This is a genomic window from Nocardia fodinahabitans, from assembly GCF_052983615.1.
In genome coordinates, this window is record NZ_JBRJJC010000001.1 from 7,513,833 (window position 1) to 7,529,968 (window position 16,136).

At 62.8% G+C, this 16,136-nt stretch carries 16 protein-coding genes and 3 pseudogenes; 9 read left to right on the forward strand and 10 right to left on the reverse strand.

Translation table 11 applies throughout. From position 1 onward, the window contains the following. Positions 1-344: 344 nt before the first annotated feature. Positions 345-662 carry a hypothetical protein gene (locus tag NV348_RS35500; RefSeq protein WP_357212904.1) on the reverse strand — a complete coding sequence of 106 codons (318 nt, stop codon included), beginning with the start codon at positions 660-662 and terminating at the stop codon, positions 345-347. A gap of 167 nt (positions 663-829) precedes the next feature. Between NV348_RS35500 and NV348_RS35505 the strand changes: the two genes are divergently transcribed. Continuing rightward, complete coding sequence (locus tag NV348_RS35505; RefSeq protein ID WP_357212902.1) at positions 830-1,441, forward strand: DUF2249 domain-containing protein; 612 nt, start codon at positions 830-832, stop codon at positions 1,439-1,441. Between the two features lie 247 nt (positions 1,442-1,688). Here the strand turns inward: NV348_RS35505 and NV348_RS35510 are convergent, their stop codons facing one another. The 4 genes from NV348_RS35510 to fdxA form a co-directional block, all read right to left on the reverse strand. After that, the gene (locus NV348_RS35510) at positions 1,689-2,216 is read right to left on the reverse strand and encodes a universal stress protein (RefSeq protein ID WP_357212899.1); all 528 of its coding nucleotides are present in this window, start codon (positions 2,214-2,216) and stop codon (positions 1,689-1,691) included. Positions 2,217-2,459: 243 nt separating this feature from the next. Next, on the reverse strand, positions 2,460-2,894 hold the full coding sequence (locus tag NV348_RS35515; protein WP_062992144.1) for a hypothetical protein: 435 nt from the start codon (positions 2,892-2,894) through the stop codon (positions 2,460-2,462). After that, positions 2,891-3,589: a helix-turn-helix transcriptional regulator gene (locus NV348_RS35520; RefSeq protein WP_101466925.1), complete on the reverse strand. Its 699-nt coding sequence runs from the start codon at positions 3,587-3,589 to the stop codon at positions 2,891-2,893. Before NV348_RS35520 ends, NV348_RS35515 begins: the two co-directional genes overlap by 4 nt. Next, the gene (gene fdxA, locus NV348_RS35525) at positions 3,586-3,936 is read right to left on the reverse strand and encodes a ferredoxin (RefSeq protein WP_357212895.1); all 351 of its coding nucleotides are present in this window, start codon (positions 3,934-3,936) and stop codon (positions 3,586-3,588) included. Before fdxA ends, NV348_RS35520 begins: the two co-directional genes overlap by 4 nt. A 292-nt stretch (positions 3,937-4,228) precedes the next feature. Between fdxA and NV348_RS35530 the strand changes: the two are divergent. The 3 genes and pseudogenes from NV348_RS35530 to NV348_RS35540 form a co-directional block, all read left to right on the forward strand. Further along, positions 4,229-4,822: pseudogene (locus NV348_RS35530) on the forward strand (cbb3-type cytochrome c oxidase subunit I); the annotation flags it as partial. Positions 4,823-4,842: 20 nt separating this feature from the next. Further along, positions 4,843-5,310 (forward strand): transposase, encoded by a 468-nt coding sequence (locus NV348_RS35535; RefSeq protein WP_255284832.1) that lies wholly within the window; start codon positions 4,843-4,845, stop codon positions 5,308-5,310. Positions 5,311-5,548: 238 nt separating this feature from the next. Next, on the forward strand, positions 5,549-5,980 hold the full coding sequence (locus NV348_RS35540; RefSeq protein ID WP_143876129.1) for a hypothetical protein: 432 nt from the start codon (positions 5,549-5,551) through the stop codon (positions 5,978-5,980). 380 nt (positions 5,981-6,360) lie between these two features. Here NV348_RS35540 and NV348_RS35545 read toward each other — a convergent pair whose 3' ends face one another. The 5 genes and pseudogenes from NV348_RS35545 to NV348_RS35570 all read right to left on the reverse strand — a co-directional run bounded on the left by NV348_RS35545 (position 6,361) and on the right by NV348_RS35570 (position 12,021). Further along, positions 6,361-6,555, reverse strand: a complete 195-nt coding sequence (locus tag NV348_RS35545; RefSeq protein WP_062992153.1) for a hypothetical protein — start codon at positions 6,553-6,555, stop codon at positions 6,361-6,363. A gap of 183 nt (positions 6,556-6,738) precedes the next feature. Further along, on the reverse strand, positions 6,739-7,155 hold the full coding sequence (locus tag NV348_RS35550; protein ID WP_084504784.1) for a NucA/NucB deoxyribonuclease domain-containing protein: 417 nt from the start codon (positions 7,153-7,155) through the stop codon (positions 6,739-6,741). A gap of 90 nt (positions 7,156-7,245) precedes the next feature. Further along, positions 7,246-10,046, reverse strand: a pseudogene (locus NV348_RS35555) (aconitate hydratase). Between the two features lie 409 nt (positions 10,047-10,455). After that, positions 10,456-10,833, reverse strand: coding sequence for a VOC family protein (locus tag NV348_RS35565; RefSeq protein WP_174562715.1), 378 nt, complete (start codon positions 10,831-10,833; stop codon positions 10,456-10,458). Positions 10,834-10,888: 55 nt separating this feature from the next. Then, positions 10,889-12,021 (reverse strand): IS3 family transposase gene (locus NV348_RS35570; protein WP_447145096.1). Its coding sequence is split into 2 segments (ribosomal slippage): positions 10,889-11,760 and positions 11,760-12,021, totalling 1,134 coding nucleotides; the frame shifts between segments, so codons are not numbered across the junction. 297 nt (positions 12,022-12,318) lie between these two features. On the opposite strand from NV348_RS35570, the pseudogene NV348_RS35575 reads away from it, so the two are divergent. From NV348_RS35575 to NV348_RS35595, 5 genes and pseudogenes are all read left to right on the forward strand, one after another. After that, positions 12,319-12,531: pseudogene (locus NV348_RS35575) on the forward strand (single-stranded DNA-binding protein); the annotation flags it as partial. Positions 12,532-13,397: 866 nt separating this feature from the next. After that, on the forward strand, positions 13,398-14,201 hold the full coding sequence (locus NV348_RS35580) for an adenylate/guanylate cyclase domain-containing protein (RefSeq protein ID WP_447146855.1): 804 nt from the start codon (positions 13,398-13,400) through the stop codon (positions 14,199-14,201). Beyond that, a complete protein-coding gene (locus NV348_RS35585; RefSeq protein WP_447146856.1) occupies positions 14,198-14,797 on the forward strand; it encodes a type II CBASS E2 protein in 600 nt (199 codons plus the stop codon). Before NV348_RS35580 ends, NV348_RS35585 begins: the two co-directional genes overlap by 4 nt. After that, positions 14,778-15,335, forward strand: a complete 558-nt coding sequence (locus NV348_RS35590; protein WP_447146857.1) for a Pycsar system effector family protein — start codon at positions 14,778-14,780, stop codon at positions 15,333-15,335. Before NV348_RS35585 ends, NV348_RS35590 begins: the two co-directional genes overlap by 20 nt. 287 nt (positions 15,336-15,622) lie before the next feature. Further along, entirely contained in the window at positions 15,623-16,123 is a 501-nt protein-coding gene (locus tag NV348_RS35595) for a single-stranded DNA-binding protein (protein WP_447146858.1), read from the forward strand. The last annotated feature ends 13 nt before the right edge of the window (positions 16,124-16,136 follow it).

Below are 16,136 nucleotides of genomic sequence, written 5' to 3' on the forward strand. Positions count from 1 at the left end.
CGCGCTCGAGTCCGACGGAGCCCGGTCCGGGACGGGCGGTCGACATTCTTGGCTATGAATGCTCGACCGCATCACGAATGCGCCAATACCGCTGACGCAGAAGATGTTCGAATCCCATCCTGTAGCGAGGATAGTCACATCGACTGCGGTGATGTGACCATCGGTCCAGATCGCAGTGCCGACGTCGAGAGATCGTGAACATCGACTGGAAGCGTCGTGAGCGCAGATTGACGCTCGGTCGGATCGCGACCGGCCTGAATGGCAACGCCCGACCGGAAGTAGTTGACCGGGCGGGAGCTCACCGGTATCGGCGAACTGGTAGCGCCCATCGGGACTGCGGTGTGTCAGGCGGTGCAGACGAGGATCGCGCTGTGGATGACGGTGACGGTGACGGTGAGCTCAGGAAACTGCTGGCTGATCAGCGCGGCGATCGGGCGAATGTGGCGGTCGCGGCGGGCGACGACGGCCAGGGTGTGTGAGTCGATGATGTCGACGGTGGCGAGATCGTCCACGGTGGTGGCACGGACAGTGTCGTGAGGCAGCGTGGGGGCCGGCAGGGCGCACACCGTATTCCGCAGACGGGTGATCGCGCTGTGCGCAGCCCGTGGATTACGCCGGACCGCGGGGCGGTGGGTGGGGACAGGAGTTGTTGCGGTGGTCATCGCAGTCCTTCGTTCCTCTGAGCCTGCTGTTGATATCTGCTGATGCAGAGACCCGCGTCGCGCAGGTTGTGGTGGAGACGTGTGTCATATCCGATACCGCTTGGCGGGTGAGTCCTACCGGTTTAGTTTATACAAGAGAGGGTTGTAAAAACTAGGAAGAGGGTCACATGCCCGACGTGGATCCCGAGCTCGACGTGCGGAAATTGAGTAAGCCTGAGAAGCATCCAGCAATTTTTGTGCGGTTCGACGCGCTGGCGGTCGGCGGCTCATTCGTGCTGGTGAACAATCACTATCCGCGACATCTGCGCGAGGAGTTCGAGGTGGAGGTTCCCGGTGGGTACAGCTGGGAGGTGATCGAGGACGGGCCACGGGTGTGGCGGGTGCGGATCGAGAAGCTGGCCTCGACAGCGTTGCCGCGAGTGTTGACCGACACCACTGTGTTGACGTCAGGGCAGCTGGATGCAACCGGTGCGGTGTGGACGTTGCCGATGCGCCGACGCGACCTGGATTCCAACATCATCCGTCTGGCCGCTCGGGAGCGCATCGATGCACATACCGGGCCCGATCTGGACGTCTTGATCCACGTGCTCGACGGCACCGGCACCCTGACCACCGAGATGGGCGAGATCGAATTGCCCCCCGGGGGCCTGGTGTGGCTACCGCGCCGGTCGCGGCGCGCGTTCACCGCAGGCCCGGACGGGCTGCGGTATCTAACGGTGCATCAGCGCCGTCAAGGGTTTGTGCTCGACCCGGTCAGCGCGTCTGAGCGCACGAACTGAAGGCCCTGCCGTTCTACGGTGGATGAACACCGTCAGAGACGAGCTGATGAAGTGGCGCCGGTCATGCCACTGCGATCGCATGGCGCGCGGTCTTGGCCAATTGGGCCGATCGTGTCGAAGCGTTCCGGGGAAGAACTGACGCCTTGGCGGGCAAGCTCTTTCGCGTACGTGAGCGAACCACACGTTCGGCGCGGCGCCCGCGCGGCCGACTGCTGTGCCTCGTCGCGGTTGGCCGTGACCTACGGCTTCAGGGCACGACGGTGACCGGACACCGAGCTCGTGAGAGCAGCCGAGCCGAGATCGAGCCGATCTTGCGGTGCAGCCAGCTGCTCGTGCGGCCGACAACGAGGACGTCGGCGTTGTTGTTGTCGGCCAGCCGCGCCAGCTGGGCCGCGGCGTCCCCGGTACGTACGGTGAACGACCAGGACACCGCGACGTCATGGAGGATCTCGGTAGCCGAGTGGTGAGCCGCGGCGATTTGATCGGCTTCGGACTCGAAGGGTATGTCGCCGAACATCGGCACGGTGCTTGTCAGATAGGTGGGGTTGGGCAGGGTGCTGATGTAGGCGACCAGCAGACCCGCGCGCATGCGGACAGCCGCGCCGACGGCGTAGGCGAGGGCGTGCTGGGAGGCCAGTGAGGTGTCGAAACCGACGACGATCAACGGGCCCTCCAAGCGCTCACGGTCGTCGCGGTGGGCGTGCGGCTGCTCGATCGCGGCGTCGTGCCACCGATCGCCAGGATCGCCGTCTTGTTCGGGCCGGAATCTACTCACCAGCAGCCTCGGCGGAGGTGTGCGCGGCGGTGGTGGAGTGGGCGAACGCTGCTTGGGCACACATTTCGGCGGTGACCCAGATGTCTTCCCTGCATTCGCATTTCCCTCCGATGCACTGGGTTTCGATGCCCAGTACCGAGGACGAAGCATCGCGGTATCTGTGCCGGTGCCGTCCTGATCGCCACGGACCCGCCGGGTGCAATATCGCACCGGGCGGCCTGACATAGGTCAGCGACGGGCAACTCATGACACGCCGTGGGCCAGCACTGCGATGCCACCGATCAGGAGCGCGATGACTTTGAGCACTTCCAATGCCACATAGGCGTAGTGGCTGTGGGAGCGGGGCACATCGCGACCGGCGAGCACGGCGTCGCTACGCCGGGTCAACCGCGGCCGGACCACCACCAACTGCACAATCAGCGTCGCCATCGCCACCATCAACGCGACAACGGCGCCGACGGGAGGCGGGTCGAAGAGGATAGCGATGAGAATCGTTGCGGCGAAGACGATCTCGATGGTGTTGAGGGCGCGAAAGACCAGCCGCCCGATACCGAGTCCCACTTGCAGGGTGAGTCCGGGTGCCCGAAACTTCAACGGTGCTTCCAGAAACGAGATGGCCAGCACCATGCCCAGCCAGCAGAACCCGAGCGCGGTGATGACAGCGCTGGTGGTGGTCATGGCGTGGAGCCTGTCTGTGGTTGTGCGGGTGCATCGCCGGCGGGGGCGAGGTGGGCAAGGCACAGGTCCGGTGCGGCGAACGGCTCGAGCCGATCGACGGTGACCGGCGCCGAGCGGCCCTGCAGCACTCCCTGCATCAAGCCCAGATGCAACGGGCACACCACTGTCGCGTGACTGACGGCCAGGTCCAGGAACGGGCAGTGCCGCAATCGGATCCGTGTCCGCGCGTCGTCGGTGTCGGGTTCGAACCCGAGGTCGTCGAGCATCCGCACCATGTCATCCACGGCCTGCTCCGCTGTTGCTGCGGGCGCCGTGGTCGAGGCTGCCAGGTCTTTGCCCCATGCCTGCCCTGCCCGCACTGCCAGCGCCGCGGGATCGGGTTCGGCGGCGAACTGTGCGGTGAGGATATCGGCGAGTAGCCGGTAGTTGCGTGGCCCGGCGGGGTCCATGCCGGGATGTGCCCGGAAGACCTGTGGCGGGCGCCCGGGGCCGATGCGCGGGCTTTCGACCCGTTCGGCCTGCCCCGCGGTGACCAATGCCTCGAGGTGAAACCGCACCGTGTTCGGGTGCACGTCCAGTCGCGCGGCGAGCTCGACGATGCTCAACGCCACCGGGGACGCCCGCAACACCGCAAGGACCTCGCCGCGGCGCCCACCACCGGGCGAGTTCGGCGTAAGACCGGATGTGGGAGTCATGACTGGGCCCTCCGTTGCGGCAGCCGGGCCACTAGCGGGGCATCGAATCCGGCCGCACCGAGTTTGGCCGCGCCACCGGGAGATCCGAGCGGTTGCTGAGACCCGGGCGGGGCCTGGGTGAAGAAGGCGGCGTTGTCGGCGAGGTGGGGCTCGAGCTCGGCGGGCAGGTCGCCTTCGTAGTAGATCGCTTCCACCGGGCATACCGGCACACACGCGCCGCAGTCGACGCACTCGTCGGGATGGATGTACAAAGCGCGGATGCCTTCATAGATGCAGTCGACCGGGCACTCTTCCACACACGCCCGATCCAGCACATCCACACAAGGCTCGCTGATCACATACGCCATACCTATTTATACAGTGAAATCTTGTATAAACTAAGCGGCGGGTGACACACCGCACCAGAACACTGATGCGGAGCGTCAAGGCTGACCGACGGATCTAGGATCGCCGCATCGCGACAACGCCATCATCATCACCGGCGGCGGCAACAAGGACTCGCCGGCTCAACCCGTAAGGACCGGGGTACGTCGTGAGGGCGCCCGCCGAGGAAGATCAACCGAGAGGGGATCGCCGGTGTCTGCAGCGCCCACCGAAATCACCCCCACCGCCAAGGCCACACGCCCGTTCCCGGCACGGATGGGGCCGAAAGGGTCGGCGATCTTCAAGATCCTCACCACCACCGATCCGAAGCTGCTCGGGATCATGTACGTGGTCACCGCGATGTCGTTCTTCCTGATCGGCGGGATGATGGCGCTGTTGATGCGCGTCGAGTTGGCGCGACCGGGCCTGCTGTTTTTGTCCAACGAACAGTACAACCAGCTGTTCACCATGCACGGCACCATCATGCTGCTGTTCTACGCGACCCCGATCGTGTTCGGCTTCGCCAATTGTGTGCTGCCACTGCAGGTCGGTGCCCCCGATGTGGCGTTCCCGCGGTTGAACGCGCTCAGTTACTGGCTGTACTTGTTCGGCGCATCGATCGCTACCGCCGGCTTCGTCACCCCCGGCGGGGCTGCTGATTTCGGGTGGACTGCCTATGTGCCGTTGAGCTTGGCCGAGCATTCTCCCGGCGTCGGCGCGGACCTGTGGATCATGGGCTTGGCGCTCTCGGGTCTGGGCACCATCCTGGGGGCGGTCAACATGATCACCACCGTCGTCTGTCTGCGCGCACCCGGGATGACGATGTTCCGGATGCCGATCTTCACATGGAACATCCTGGTCACCAGCATTCCACCCACGAGGTCACCCGGATGATTTCGCGCGACGGCAACCCGACCAGTCTGGGGCAGGCGATCGCCCACTACGGGCGGATCTTCAAGACCTTGCACATCTTACGTCTGGCCGACGACGAACCGTATCGACGCGAAGCCAAGGCCCAAGCCAACATCCAAGAAGGACGCCACGACCTGGGCCGCACCGTCTTTCACGGCAAGAAGGGCGAGATGACGCGCGCCTACCTCGACGGGATGGAGGACCAGCTCGCGGCGCTGGGGCTGATCTTGAACTGTGTCGTGCTGTGGAACTCGGTGTATCTAGACCGGGCGCTGGTGCAGCTACGAGCGCAGGACTATCCGGTGCGCGATGAGGATGCCGTCCGGTTGTCGGCGTTCATGCGCCGCCATATCCGGCTCGAAGGCCACTACAGCTTCGCGCTGCCCGATCTCGGTGGCAACCACCGACCGCTACGCGATCCCGACGCCGCCGACGAGGACGAATGAACGTACATGGGCCCGTCGCTCGTCACACTGTCCGGCAGCACGGTGCTCGTCCTGTGAGCTGGGTATTCGGCGCACTGGCCCACAATCCGGCCGCGTCATTAAGGAGCCGTGCTGAATTGTGTGGCCAGCCAGCCACGGAGCCCGGATACGCTGTGCGAACTGCGGCGAAGCCGGTCATAGGCGCGTCGACCGCTACGATTGGCAGCTATCAGAATGTCGGCTGGCCCAGGAGACAGCGATGTCGCGTCGAAAGCCCGAGAGACCGGATGAACACGTTCCACCGCCAGTAAGCCGCGATGAGGGTGGACTGCTGTTTCGCGAGTACGGCACGGTATTCGACACGTGGGCAATGCGATTCACGCAGCGGCTGATCGGTGGACTGATCGTTCGTCAGGACCGGGGCGGACTTCGTGTCGCCAGCGTCGAGCTGAACTCGATCGAAGACGGGGTCGTGGTCGTCATCGAACACTACGGAAACAGTGAGTTCGTGCAGTCGCGGGTCGGGCATCGCTTGATCTTGTCGAGGCTGCGAGCCGTCGCGGTCGATGACGATCCCGGCTCGGCGATGAACATGTATTTCGATGATGTCGTTGCGCCGATTATGCCCGGCGAAGCGGAGCCGGTGGATGGAGTTCACTGGGTGACCCATCCACCGACTCCGGCTGGCTAATTGACTGGATTCATGAAATCGGAATCAACCCAGGAATCACAAATCGATGTTCCCGACAGCGGGGTGTCACCACCACCGCAGTAAGCGGTAACCAGTCCGATCGGCTCGAACGGTCCCGGTGCCTCATGGTAGGTCTCGCAGTCGGTCGGATCATAAATGGCGTGCGCGATTCTGTACTGCTGCTCTTCGCATTCCTGACCTCCCCACCCGGTATGACAGAAGATCCATGGCTCGCACCAGAAATTGGTGCCGGGCAGAAGCGGATAACTGCGGTGCCTGCTGCCTGCCGACCGCGAGGAGACTTCACCCGCGACAGCCGGAAGACAGACTAGGCCTGGCCCCGCCTTGACGCGGTTCCAGGCCTAGCCGATTTAGCATCGTCAGGGATTGTAGGTCGACCTAAGGGGGCCGCTCTCAAGGCCTTTAGGGCCGATCTGGTACTCGCCGGGAGCCACGCCGTCTCGGGAGTCCTCAGCGAACTCCTTCAACGTGTTCGGCTTGCCCGGCTCGATCACTGGTTCTTCCAGGTCGGGGTCGTATTCGTCATCGCCAGCAGGTTTGGACTCGTTGGTCACGGTGCTTACGTCCTGTCCTGTCGATGGAGTCGCTGGTGCGCTGGGATCGCCAGAGCGCACGATGCCGATGGCGACACCCGCTAACACCAGCGCCCCTAGTGCGGCCGCGCCAACTGCTGTTCCACGCACGCAGCCTCCTCGCCGATTGAATTGACGCCATTATAGCTCTCACGGATAGCCGGTTCAGGGCGTCGGCGGCAGCGAACCTCCTTGGGCTTGCACCTTGAACGGATCCTGGTTGATGACTCGATTCGTGCCATAGAAGGCACCGAGGAGGCTGCCTGCGTGCGAGTTCTGCGCCGCGTCGATCATGCAGACGCTGTAGCCGGTGGAGCCGCTGGCCGGACCGAGGTCTGGCACGTGACACTGGGGGTTGAAGGTCCTCCCGCCGCCCCCCGAGGTCGCCGCGCCTTCGGTGGTCGACGCGAACGGGTACTCGTCACACGAGCGGCCATCCAGACGGCGCCCGTCACGGACCGCCCCCTGAGCGGGGCAAGCTGTCTGTCGGTTGATATCCCTGGTAACGGGATCTGCTTGGCGGTGCAGCGGCGTCCCAACGCCCGGAAGACCCGACCCAACGGCCGCTTGAACCTTCTCCAAGAGAGCCTAGTGCGAATGTCACGGCGACACACGCTGAAGCCGCGTCGACCTTCGTTTGAGCTTGGCCTCGGGCTCATTGAGCTGGCGATGCTACGGATTCAGCAGCTGGCGCAGCACGTACTGCAGAATGCCGCCGTGCCGGTAGTAGGACGCCTCGGCGGGAGTATCGATACGTACCTTAGCGGTGAACTCGGTGTCGCCCGCCGTTACCGTGACCGAGTCGGGGAAGTCGCCCGAGTCCGCGCCGACGATGCCCGTGATCGAGAACTCCTCCTCGCCGGTCAAACCCAGGCTTTGCACCGTCTCCCCGACCGGGAACTCCAATGGCAGCACGCCCATGCCGATCAGGTTGGAACGGTGGATTCGCTCGAACGACTGCGCGATCACCGCCTTGACTCCCAGTAACAGCGTCCCCTTCGCCGCCCAGTCACGGGAGGATCCGGAACCGTATTCTGCACCGGCCAGCACGACCAAAGGGGTGTCGTCCTCGGCGTACTTCTCGGCCGCCTCGAAAATGCTCAACTGCTCGCCGGTCGGAAGGTAACGGGTGACCCCACCCTCGACGCCCGGCACGAGCTCGTTGCGCAAACGGATGTTGGCGAACGTGCCGCGGATCATCACCTCGTGGTTGCCACGCCTGGACCCGTACGAGTTGAAGTCCTTCGGCCCGATGCCGTGCTCCTGCAGGTATGCCCCGGCGGGACCGTTGCGCCGGATGGCGCCGGCGGGCGAGATGTGGTCGGTGGTGACCGAGTCACCCAGCTTGGCGAGAACGCGTGCCCCCGCGATATCTTGCACCGGCTCAGGATCTCGCGTCATCCCGTGGAAGTACGGGGGTCGACGTACGTACGTCGAGTCGTCTTTCCACTCGAATACTTCGCTGTCGGAGACATCGAGACTTTTCCAGTTGTCGTCGCCGGCGTACACGTCCGAGTAACCCTCGGTGAACAGCGACGATTCGACCGACGCGGAGATAACCGACTCGATCTCCTGCTCCGTCGGCCAGATGTCTGCAAGGTAGACCGGCTTGCCGTCGGTGTCGGTGCCGAGCGGGTCGGCGGTGAGGTCGACGAGCATGCTGCCGGCGAGGGCATAGGCGATCACCAGGGGCGGAGACGCCAGAAAGTTCATCCGGGACTGCGGGTGGATGCGCCCCTCGAAGTTACGGTTTCCCGACAGCACGGCGGCCACATTGAGGTCAGCCTCATCGATGGCGTCGGCGATGGGCCCCAGCAGGGTCCGGAGTTGCCGATGCACGTTGTGCAGCCGTAGCCGACGAGGTTGAACCCGAGTTGGTCGAGATAGGGGGTCAGACCGGAACGCTCGTAGTAGTCGGTGACCACACGAGAGCCGGGCGCGAGGGTGGTTTTCACCCACGGCTTGCTCGCCAGCCCGCGCTCGACGGCCTTCTTCGCCAGCAGGGCTGCGCCGATCATCACCGACGGGTTCGACGTGTTGGTGCACGAGGTTATCGCCGCGATGACGACGTGGCCGTGGTCGATTTGGATCTCGTTGCCGTCCGGCATGGTGACGGCCGTCGGTTTCTGTGGATAGTCCGGCGCGGGGCTGTCGATGTCGATCTCGGCCGACGGGACCACCCCATGGTCCTGGACTATCGCCACGGGATCAGAGGCCGGGAACGATTCGAAGGAGGCCTCGTCGAGCCCCACCCGCTGCACCTCGTCGATAACCTCAGCCGTGTCCTTACCGGCAAGGACCTGCTTGACAGCGCGCTTGGCGTGGCTGATCGGGATACGGTCCTGCGGTCGCTTCGGGCAGGCGATCGAAGGGCGGATGGTGGACAGGTCCAGCTCGACGGTCTGACTGAAGTCCGGTTGGTGGTCGGGGTCGTGCCACATCCCCTGCAACTTGGCGTAGGCCTCGACCAGCTTGATGCGCCACTCGGGACGGCCCGTCAGGCGCATGTAGTCGAGAGTGACGTCGTCGATCGGGAAGATGGAGATGGTGGAGCCGTACTCGGGGCTCATGTTGCCGAGGGTGGCCCGGTTGGCGAGAGGGATCTTGGCGACCCCCGGGCCGTAGAACTCGACGAACTTGCCGACGACACCCGTCTTGCGTAACAGCTCGGCCGCCGTGAGAACGACGTCGGTGGCGGTGGTGCCCGCGGGCAGCTCACCGGTGAGCTTGAGCCCCACCACCTGCGGGATGAGCATCGACATCGGCTGGCCGAGCATCGCAGCTTCGGCCTCGATGCCGCCGACGCCCCAACCAACCACACCGAGCCCGTTGATCATCGGCGTGTGTGAGTCGGTGCCGACGAGGCTGTCCGGGTACGCGACCGTGATGCCGTCCGCCTTGTCGCGGGTGAATACGCCGCGACCCAGATACTCCAGGTTCACCTGGTGACAGATGCCGGTGTCCGGCGGCACCACCAGAAAGTCGTCGAAGGCGGTTTGGCCCCAGCGCAGCAGTTCGTAGCGCTCCTGATTGCGGTCGAATTCGAGGTCAGCGTTGATGCGGAAGGAATCGTCGGAAGCGAACGAGTCCGCGATCACCGAGTGGTCGATGACCAACTCTGTCGGGATCAAGGGATTGATCTTGTTCGGGTCGCCACCGAGCTCGGTCATCGCGTCGCGCATGGCGACGAGGTCGACCACACACGGGACTCCGGTGAAGTCCTGCATGAGCACGCGGGCGGGGGAGAACTGGATCTCGGGGTTGCGGGTGGACTTCGGATCCCAGCCCGTCAGCGCCTCGATCTGCTCGCGGGTGACCAGGTGCCCGTCCTCGTTGCGGAGCAGGTTCTCCAACAACACCTTGAGGCTGTAGGGGAGGCGCTGAGCGCCGCCGATGCGGTCGAGTCGATACACCTCGTACTCATCGCCGTCGACGTTCAATCGAGCTCGCGCGCCGAAACTGTTCTCACTCATCACAGCTCTCGCCTTCTGAAGTCGCTCTATCGGTGTGAAGTTCTCAACGGCACATGCGCTCAACAAGTCTCGGCCTGGGCTGGCCAAGGTGGGAGCAGGTCACCTACGGCGTGGAATCGTGTCCACCTTGTCCCAGCCACGGCGGCGTTCGCGGGATCCTTTGTGGTCGTCACGGCTGCGGTAGAGGATGTATGGACAGAAGATGTATCCAAGTAGAGCGGTGAATACGTGCACGAGCCGGGCAAAGGGCCCATAACAGGCTGATGGCTGCCAGTGCATGGTATTGGTAGCTTGATGGAGCATGGACCATCAGTTCGGGCTGGGGTTGAAGAAGATGCCACGAAACTGTGCGTCAGTCCGCGGTGATGACGCGCGTGGAGTCGGCTGTCGATCAGCGAGCGCTGACGATTCATCGGAACCGGGCGTCGATGACCGCGCGGGGAAGCTGTGCGGGGGTTGGGTAGGTGACAAGGACGCGGCAGCCGTCAGGATCGACGCCATCGACGAAACTGACCTCGTTCGCGGTGTTGGTGTAGGTAGTGGAGCAGTAGGTGCGGAGTCGGTGTTCGATTCGGTCGAGTTCTGTTTTGCTGTCGGCGGACCAGACGATTTGCTCGACGCCCAAGTCTCCGATTTTGCGCCTGCGCGAGGTTTCGCTGACCCGCAGGTACAGCTGGAAACCCGCGGGTGTCAGCAGCAGCGCCGCATCGGGTTCTTGGAGCGCGACGCGGCATTCGAATACGTCGCAGTAGAAGCGCTGCGAACTTTGCAGGTCCGACACTCTCATCAGGCACGACCCGGCCCGCACGGTACTGACTGGGCCCCGTCGGTGGGTCCACCGGCTATGCGAGTTGTAGCTGCTGCTGAAACTCGGTCGGTGACCACTGCTCACGGAACGCTTCCGGGCTGAGAAAGCCCAACGACCCGTGGGGTCGGTAACTGTTGTACTCGATCCGCCAGTCCTCGGCAAGAACACGGACCTCGGTCAACGAATGAAACACCTCGCACGACAAGAACTCGTCGCGGAAACGCCCGTTGAACGACTCGCAGATCCCGTTCTGCCACGGCGATCCCGGATCGATGAACGACGCGTCGACACCGGTGAACCGGCACCAATCCCGCATCGCGTGCGCGGTCATCTCCGTGCCGTTGTCCATCCGGATATGGACTGGCCGCCGGCCTGTGTCCGCGATGATCTCATCGAGCACCCCGACCAACTGATCCGACGTGCACGACCGAAATGCTCTGGTAGCCAACGCTTCCCGCGTGAACTCATCGACGATGTTGAGGAACCGGACCTGGCGCCCGTCGACGGTGACATCAACCTGGAAATCCAACGCCCACATCTGATCAGGTGCGGTTGCCCGCAACCGTTGATTGCGGCCTGCCCCGATCCGCCGTTTCTTCCGGACCCGGAATGGTCGTTTCAGACCTTCCTCGCGCCAAAGCCGTTGGGTCCGTTTGTGGTTGGTGACCATGCCCTCGCCGCGGCAAAGTGCGTGGGCTTTGCGCCATCCCCACCGCGGGTGCTTGGCCGAGATCTCGCGTAACCGCGCCCGTAAAGCCCGGTCGAGCTCAGTGATCGTGGGTGGTCGGCGTTGCACTGATCGGGGTTGCCCCACGACCGCGCACGCGCGTCGCTGTGACACCCGAAACCGTTGTTGCAGAAACACGACGGCTCTGCGGCGTCGGTCCGGGCTCAGAAGTTTCCCCGGTTCACTTCCTTGAGCATGTCGATATCGAGGGCTTGCTCGGCGACCATCTTCTTCAGCCGCGCGTTCTCGCGTTCGAGCTCTTTGAGCCGTTTCGCGTCGTCGGACTTCATGCCGCCGTATTGGGCTTGCCAGCGGTGCCAGGAGGCGTCGGAGATCTCGAGGTGTTTACAGACCTCTTCGATCGAGAAGCCCTGCCCGATCAGCTTCTCGCCTTCGCGGAGCTTCCGGATGACCTGCTCGGGGGTGTGTCGTCGTGCCATGGTGTGTTCTCGTCCTCCTGCACCCATTCTGGTGCATCAGAACTCTCACAACCACTGGACCTGCTCAAAGGGATCCAGTCACCACCTATCCCATCCCCTGCCGCGGTCCCGGCTTCGGTAAGCCTGTCTCATCGTCCCCTTCAACCGTCAGCGACATCTACAACAACGCCGTGACCTGGCACCGACTTGTTCCGGTATTCACCTGCGCAACCGACCTCACGCAACCGCCCGGTCGGGCTTCCGACGCCAGGCGGACTGCCTTCACATCCTCGACTCATCCTCAGAAAGGGAACGACTATGCCCGGCGAGCCGACACTTCCACTGGTAGGCAACCTGTCCTCCGAGATCGAGCTGACCTTCACGCCTTCGGGTGTGGCGGTCGCTCACTTCACCGTCGCTTCCACACCGCGCTACTTCGACCGCACCACCAACCAGTGGCTCGACGGTGAAGCTTTGTTCCTGCGCTGCAACCTGTGGCGAGATGCCGCGGAGAACGCCGCGGAGTCGTTGTTTATGTGGATCTCAAAATTGAAACATACTACCTACCAGGAAATTTGCGGCGTGGACATGTCCATGTCGAGCACGCGTCATGCCGTAGCCCTCGCCGCATAACGACACGCTCAGCGCATCCATCGTCGATCTTGAGTAGAGCTCCTTATGGCTGGAGACACGGTCATCGGAAATCTGACATCCGCACCAGAGTTGAGATTCACGTCCGTTTCCCGTCAGTTCACGAAAGCCGAAGTGCCTGTTGCGCGGAACTGACGTGAGCGTCGCCGACGACTCGTCGATCTGACTCGTCGGTTCGCGAACCCGAGGTGTTCCAACTCAGCGCACAACGGTCCTGTCGTTCGCGATGGCGTCACCGCTCGCCAGTTCGACGCCAGGTGAGAGGGTCGGTCTCGACAAAAAGCAGGGTTGTTCTTTCGGTTCAGCGCCGGGAACGACCCTTCGAGGATGCCGCCGAGAGCTGGACCAATGAGATCTGAAGAGCAATAGATGCCCCTACCAGCGCCTTCTCAGCGTGCATACCCACATCGCTGGATGAATCGATGGTGCGTCTCACCACCGCTCTATCGTTGAGCCGGAACCAATCACCACGGGCCGGAGCCATCGCCCACATCGGGCTACCGCCGCTCGGCCAGCTCGCGCTGAGACCGCCTCCAGACCACAGCAACCTACGGAATGCCGATCAGCAAGGCCCATGAGGCAGAGACACAACATGTCGTGCTTGCACCATACTCATGGCACTAGCTATAGTGGTGGCAGTAAATTGCGTAGATGTAACTACACGGTTCGAAGTTACCCCGTTCCGCCCGGGTCGAGCCGCGAACAGGCCCACGTCAAGCAGTGCACAATCAGCGATCGAGGCATCCATGACGCAGATGGGGAACGAGTTCTCCAACCAAGTGCTCTCCAGCTACCGAAGCGCGGTGGAGAGCAAGGCAGAAGCGAGTGCTCCCCTGACTGCCTCCGCAGGACAGATAGTCACCGGACACCCTCGGTTCGCAGATCTTGCGGTGGGGCAATCGAGTAGCTGCGACATGGCGTCGGTGTTCCTTGATCTGACCAACTTCACGGCCCGCACGTTCTGGGACGACCCCGAAGACATGACCCGCCTCGCACACGCAGTGCTATCCGGCTTCACGCTTGTCGTAAAGCGTTTTGGCGGGCACGTGCTCGGCCTTCGTGGTGATGGACTCTTTGCTGGCTTCGGCCCCGCGCCTCAGCCAGAGGCGGTTGTCGTAGTTGCGGCGGCAGCCTGCGCAGCTGCCCTGGATGCGACTCGCAACTACCTAAACCCCCAGTTGAAGACCTGGGGAATCGAGCCCGTACAGGCACGAGCAGGTGCCGACTACGGTAAGGCGACTTTCGTCCGGTCCGGGACACCCACGGCGAATGAAATCAACATCGTAGGATTCGCCTCGAACTTCGCTGCCAAGTGCGAAAAGGCGGCGAAGTCATGGGAACTGGTAGTTGGCGAAGGATTCGCGGAATACATCAACTCTCCGGATCTTCTGACAGCCCATGAGGATTCACCCAAGCGGTATTCCCGAGGCACGGATGTCCGTCGCTACAGTTACTATCAGCACTCCTGGCAGCGCATACTACCCGAGATAGATTCGGCGATGTCCGAGATTAGCGGTAGGCCTCTCGAATCAGTACTCGGAAGGATATGACGGTGACAATCTCAAATCTGCTCAGGATCCATGGACATAATTTGACGCGGCGCGTTCTCCCAAACGGCCTGCTCGTTTTCGATACCTCCGCTGAGATCAGACAGGCCGCTTCAGCCATGCCGCTGAAGTCACACACCTTCCACGGAGGTGAAGCCCCACAGGACACCCAGGAATCACCAGGATGGTGGCTCTCCGAGGGAGCGCTCGACGCGGAAACAGAGGCGATGAGCAAGAACTTCCCCGGCTTCCAACTCGTCGTTGGCGATGCGGACTCACCTCCGGCATGGATCGGCTCAGTGCGAACCAACAATGCCGAGTTCAAGATTGCGGTGATGCATCGCTACAGCCATGGGCTTCCCGATGTTGCGCCAATCGATCCAAAACCGCGCCGAAGGCGAGTCGGGCGGATACACCTCCTCGCGCCCCACCTCTACTTGAGTGGTTTTCTCTGCGTAGCAGCGCAGGAGGATTGGGACCCCTCCACCGACACCGCCGCAACAGTAGTCGGGTGGGCAGCCCACTGGCATGCGTGCTACGTCGAGTGGGTCTATACAGGAAAATGGCCGACGGAAAGCTATGTCTCACATGCTGCGTAGGAGGGCAGTATCTCAACCCCCTGAAAAGGAGGCCGTCGCAGGCTGGGAGGACGCCAAGTTTGCCATGCAGGAGTTTGGCAACTGGATCAAGAACGCCGACACGAAGGTCACAGTTCTGGCCGCCGGCCTCGGTGTCGTGATTACCGCGACTGCGTCCAAAGCCGATGTATTTCGAAGCACTCTCAGCAATCCCAACTTCTCCTGCAAATGGGTCTTGATCACCGCCCTGGCCCTTTGGGCAGTGGCTGCGATGACTACTGCAGCGTTTGTCTATCAAGCGTTGATACCGCGCACGACATCGGCAGAAAGCAACCGGTTCGCGTGGCCCGCCATTGCAGCCATGCCCCACCCTCCCGCGGATCTAGACCGGCTGACCGTCATCGAGGAAGCTTGGCGACAGAATCACACGCTCGCTCAGATCGCCCTGAGCAAATATTCAGCATTCAAGAATGCCCTTCGTGCATTCGGGTTCGTCTTGGGCCTAAGCGCAGCTGCGATCGCAATTGCCACATGGGGTGCGAGTTCGCCACCCACATAGTACCGAGCGATAACCAGACCACGCCAAACATGCTGTGCGCATGCACGGTAAGCCCTCCCGGCTTGCGCCCTTACGCGAACAAGAGAACCCCGGATTGAACTCAATCCGGGGTTCTTCTTCGTATTTCACTCGACCCCGAGGCGACTCGCACATTAACTGAAGTGCGCCGCCCCGACGACGGAGATATCTGACCGCGAGTTCGGGAATTCCGCGGGTGTTCCTCAAATCCCCTGCTGCCCAGCGCAACCGGGAAAAGCACCGTCCACTACAATCCTGGGAGGACCATCGTGTCCGGAGATACGGTCATTACTGTCATAGGTAATCTGACGGCCGCGCCAGAGCTGAGGTACACACCAGCGGGCGTGCCGGTGGCAAACTTCACCGTCGCTTCGACTCCTCGCGTGTTCGACCGAAGCGCCAACGAGTGGAAGGACGCCGAAGCGCTCTTCATGCGTTGCAATATTTGGCGCGAGGCAGCGGAGAATGCTGCCGAGAGCCTGGCCAGGGGCTCGCGCGTGATCGTCAGCGGGAGACTCAAACAACGCTCGTATGAAACTCGCGAAGGTGAGAAGCGTCAGGTGGTCGAGCTTGAGGTCGACGAGCTCGGCCCCTCACTGCGATATGCGACTGCGAAGGTAAGCCGGGTCAACCGCAACGACCGCAGCAACGGCTTCGGCAGCAGTGGGGGTGCTGATCCGCGAGGCTATGCGCCCGACCAAGAAGCCGTATTCGCCAGTGCAACTACAGGTTTCGGCAATCGCGGCGTCCGCGAGGATTCAGCCGTCTGACCCGCACCAATCT

Coding starts and splice junctions, on each gene's coding strand:
- NV348_RS35500 (WP_357212904.1), bottom strand. CDS start 662: ATGACCACCGCAACAACTCCTGTCCCCACCCACCGCCCCGCGGTCCGG.
- NV348_RS35505 (WP_357212902.1), top strand. CDS start 830: ATGCCCGACGTGGATCCCGAGCTCGACGTGCGGAAATTGAGTAAGCCT.
- NV348_RS35515 (WP_062992144.1), bottom strand. CDS start 2,894: ATGACCACCACCAGCGCTGTCATCACCGCGCTCGGGTTCTGCTGGCTG.
- NV348_RS35520 (WP_101466925.1), bottom strand. CDS start 3,589: ATGACTCCCACATCCGGTCTTACGCCGAACTCGCCCGGTGGTGGGCGC.
- fdxA (WP_357212895.1), bottom strand. CDS start 3,936: ATGGCGTATGTGATCAGCGAGCCTTGTGTGGATGTGCTGGATCGGGCG.
- NV348_RS35535 (WP_255284832.1), top strand. CDS start 4,843: ATGATTTCGCGCGACGGCAACCCGACCAGTCTGGGGCAGGCGATCGCC.
- NV348_RS35540 (WP_143876129.1), top strand. CDS start 5,549: ATGTCGCGTCGAAAGCCCGAGAGACCGGATGAACACGTTCCACCGCCA.
- NV348_RS35565 (WP_174562715.1), bottom strand. CDS start 10,833: ATGAGAGTGTCGGACCTGCAAAGTTCGCAGCGCTTCTACTGCGACGTA.
- NV348_RS35580 (WP_447146855.1), top strand. CDS start 13,398: ATGACGCAGATGGGGAACGAGTTCTCCAACCAAGTGCTCTCCAGCTAC.
- NV348_RS35585 (WP_447146856.1), top strand. CDS start 14,198: ATGACGGTGACAATCTCAAATCTGCTCAGGATCCATGGACATAATTTG.
- NV348_RS35590 (WP_447146857.1), top strand. CDS start 14,778: ATGTCTCACATGCTGCGTAGGAGGGCAGTATCTCAACCCCCTGAAAAG.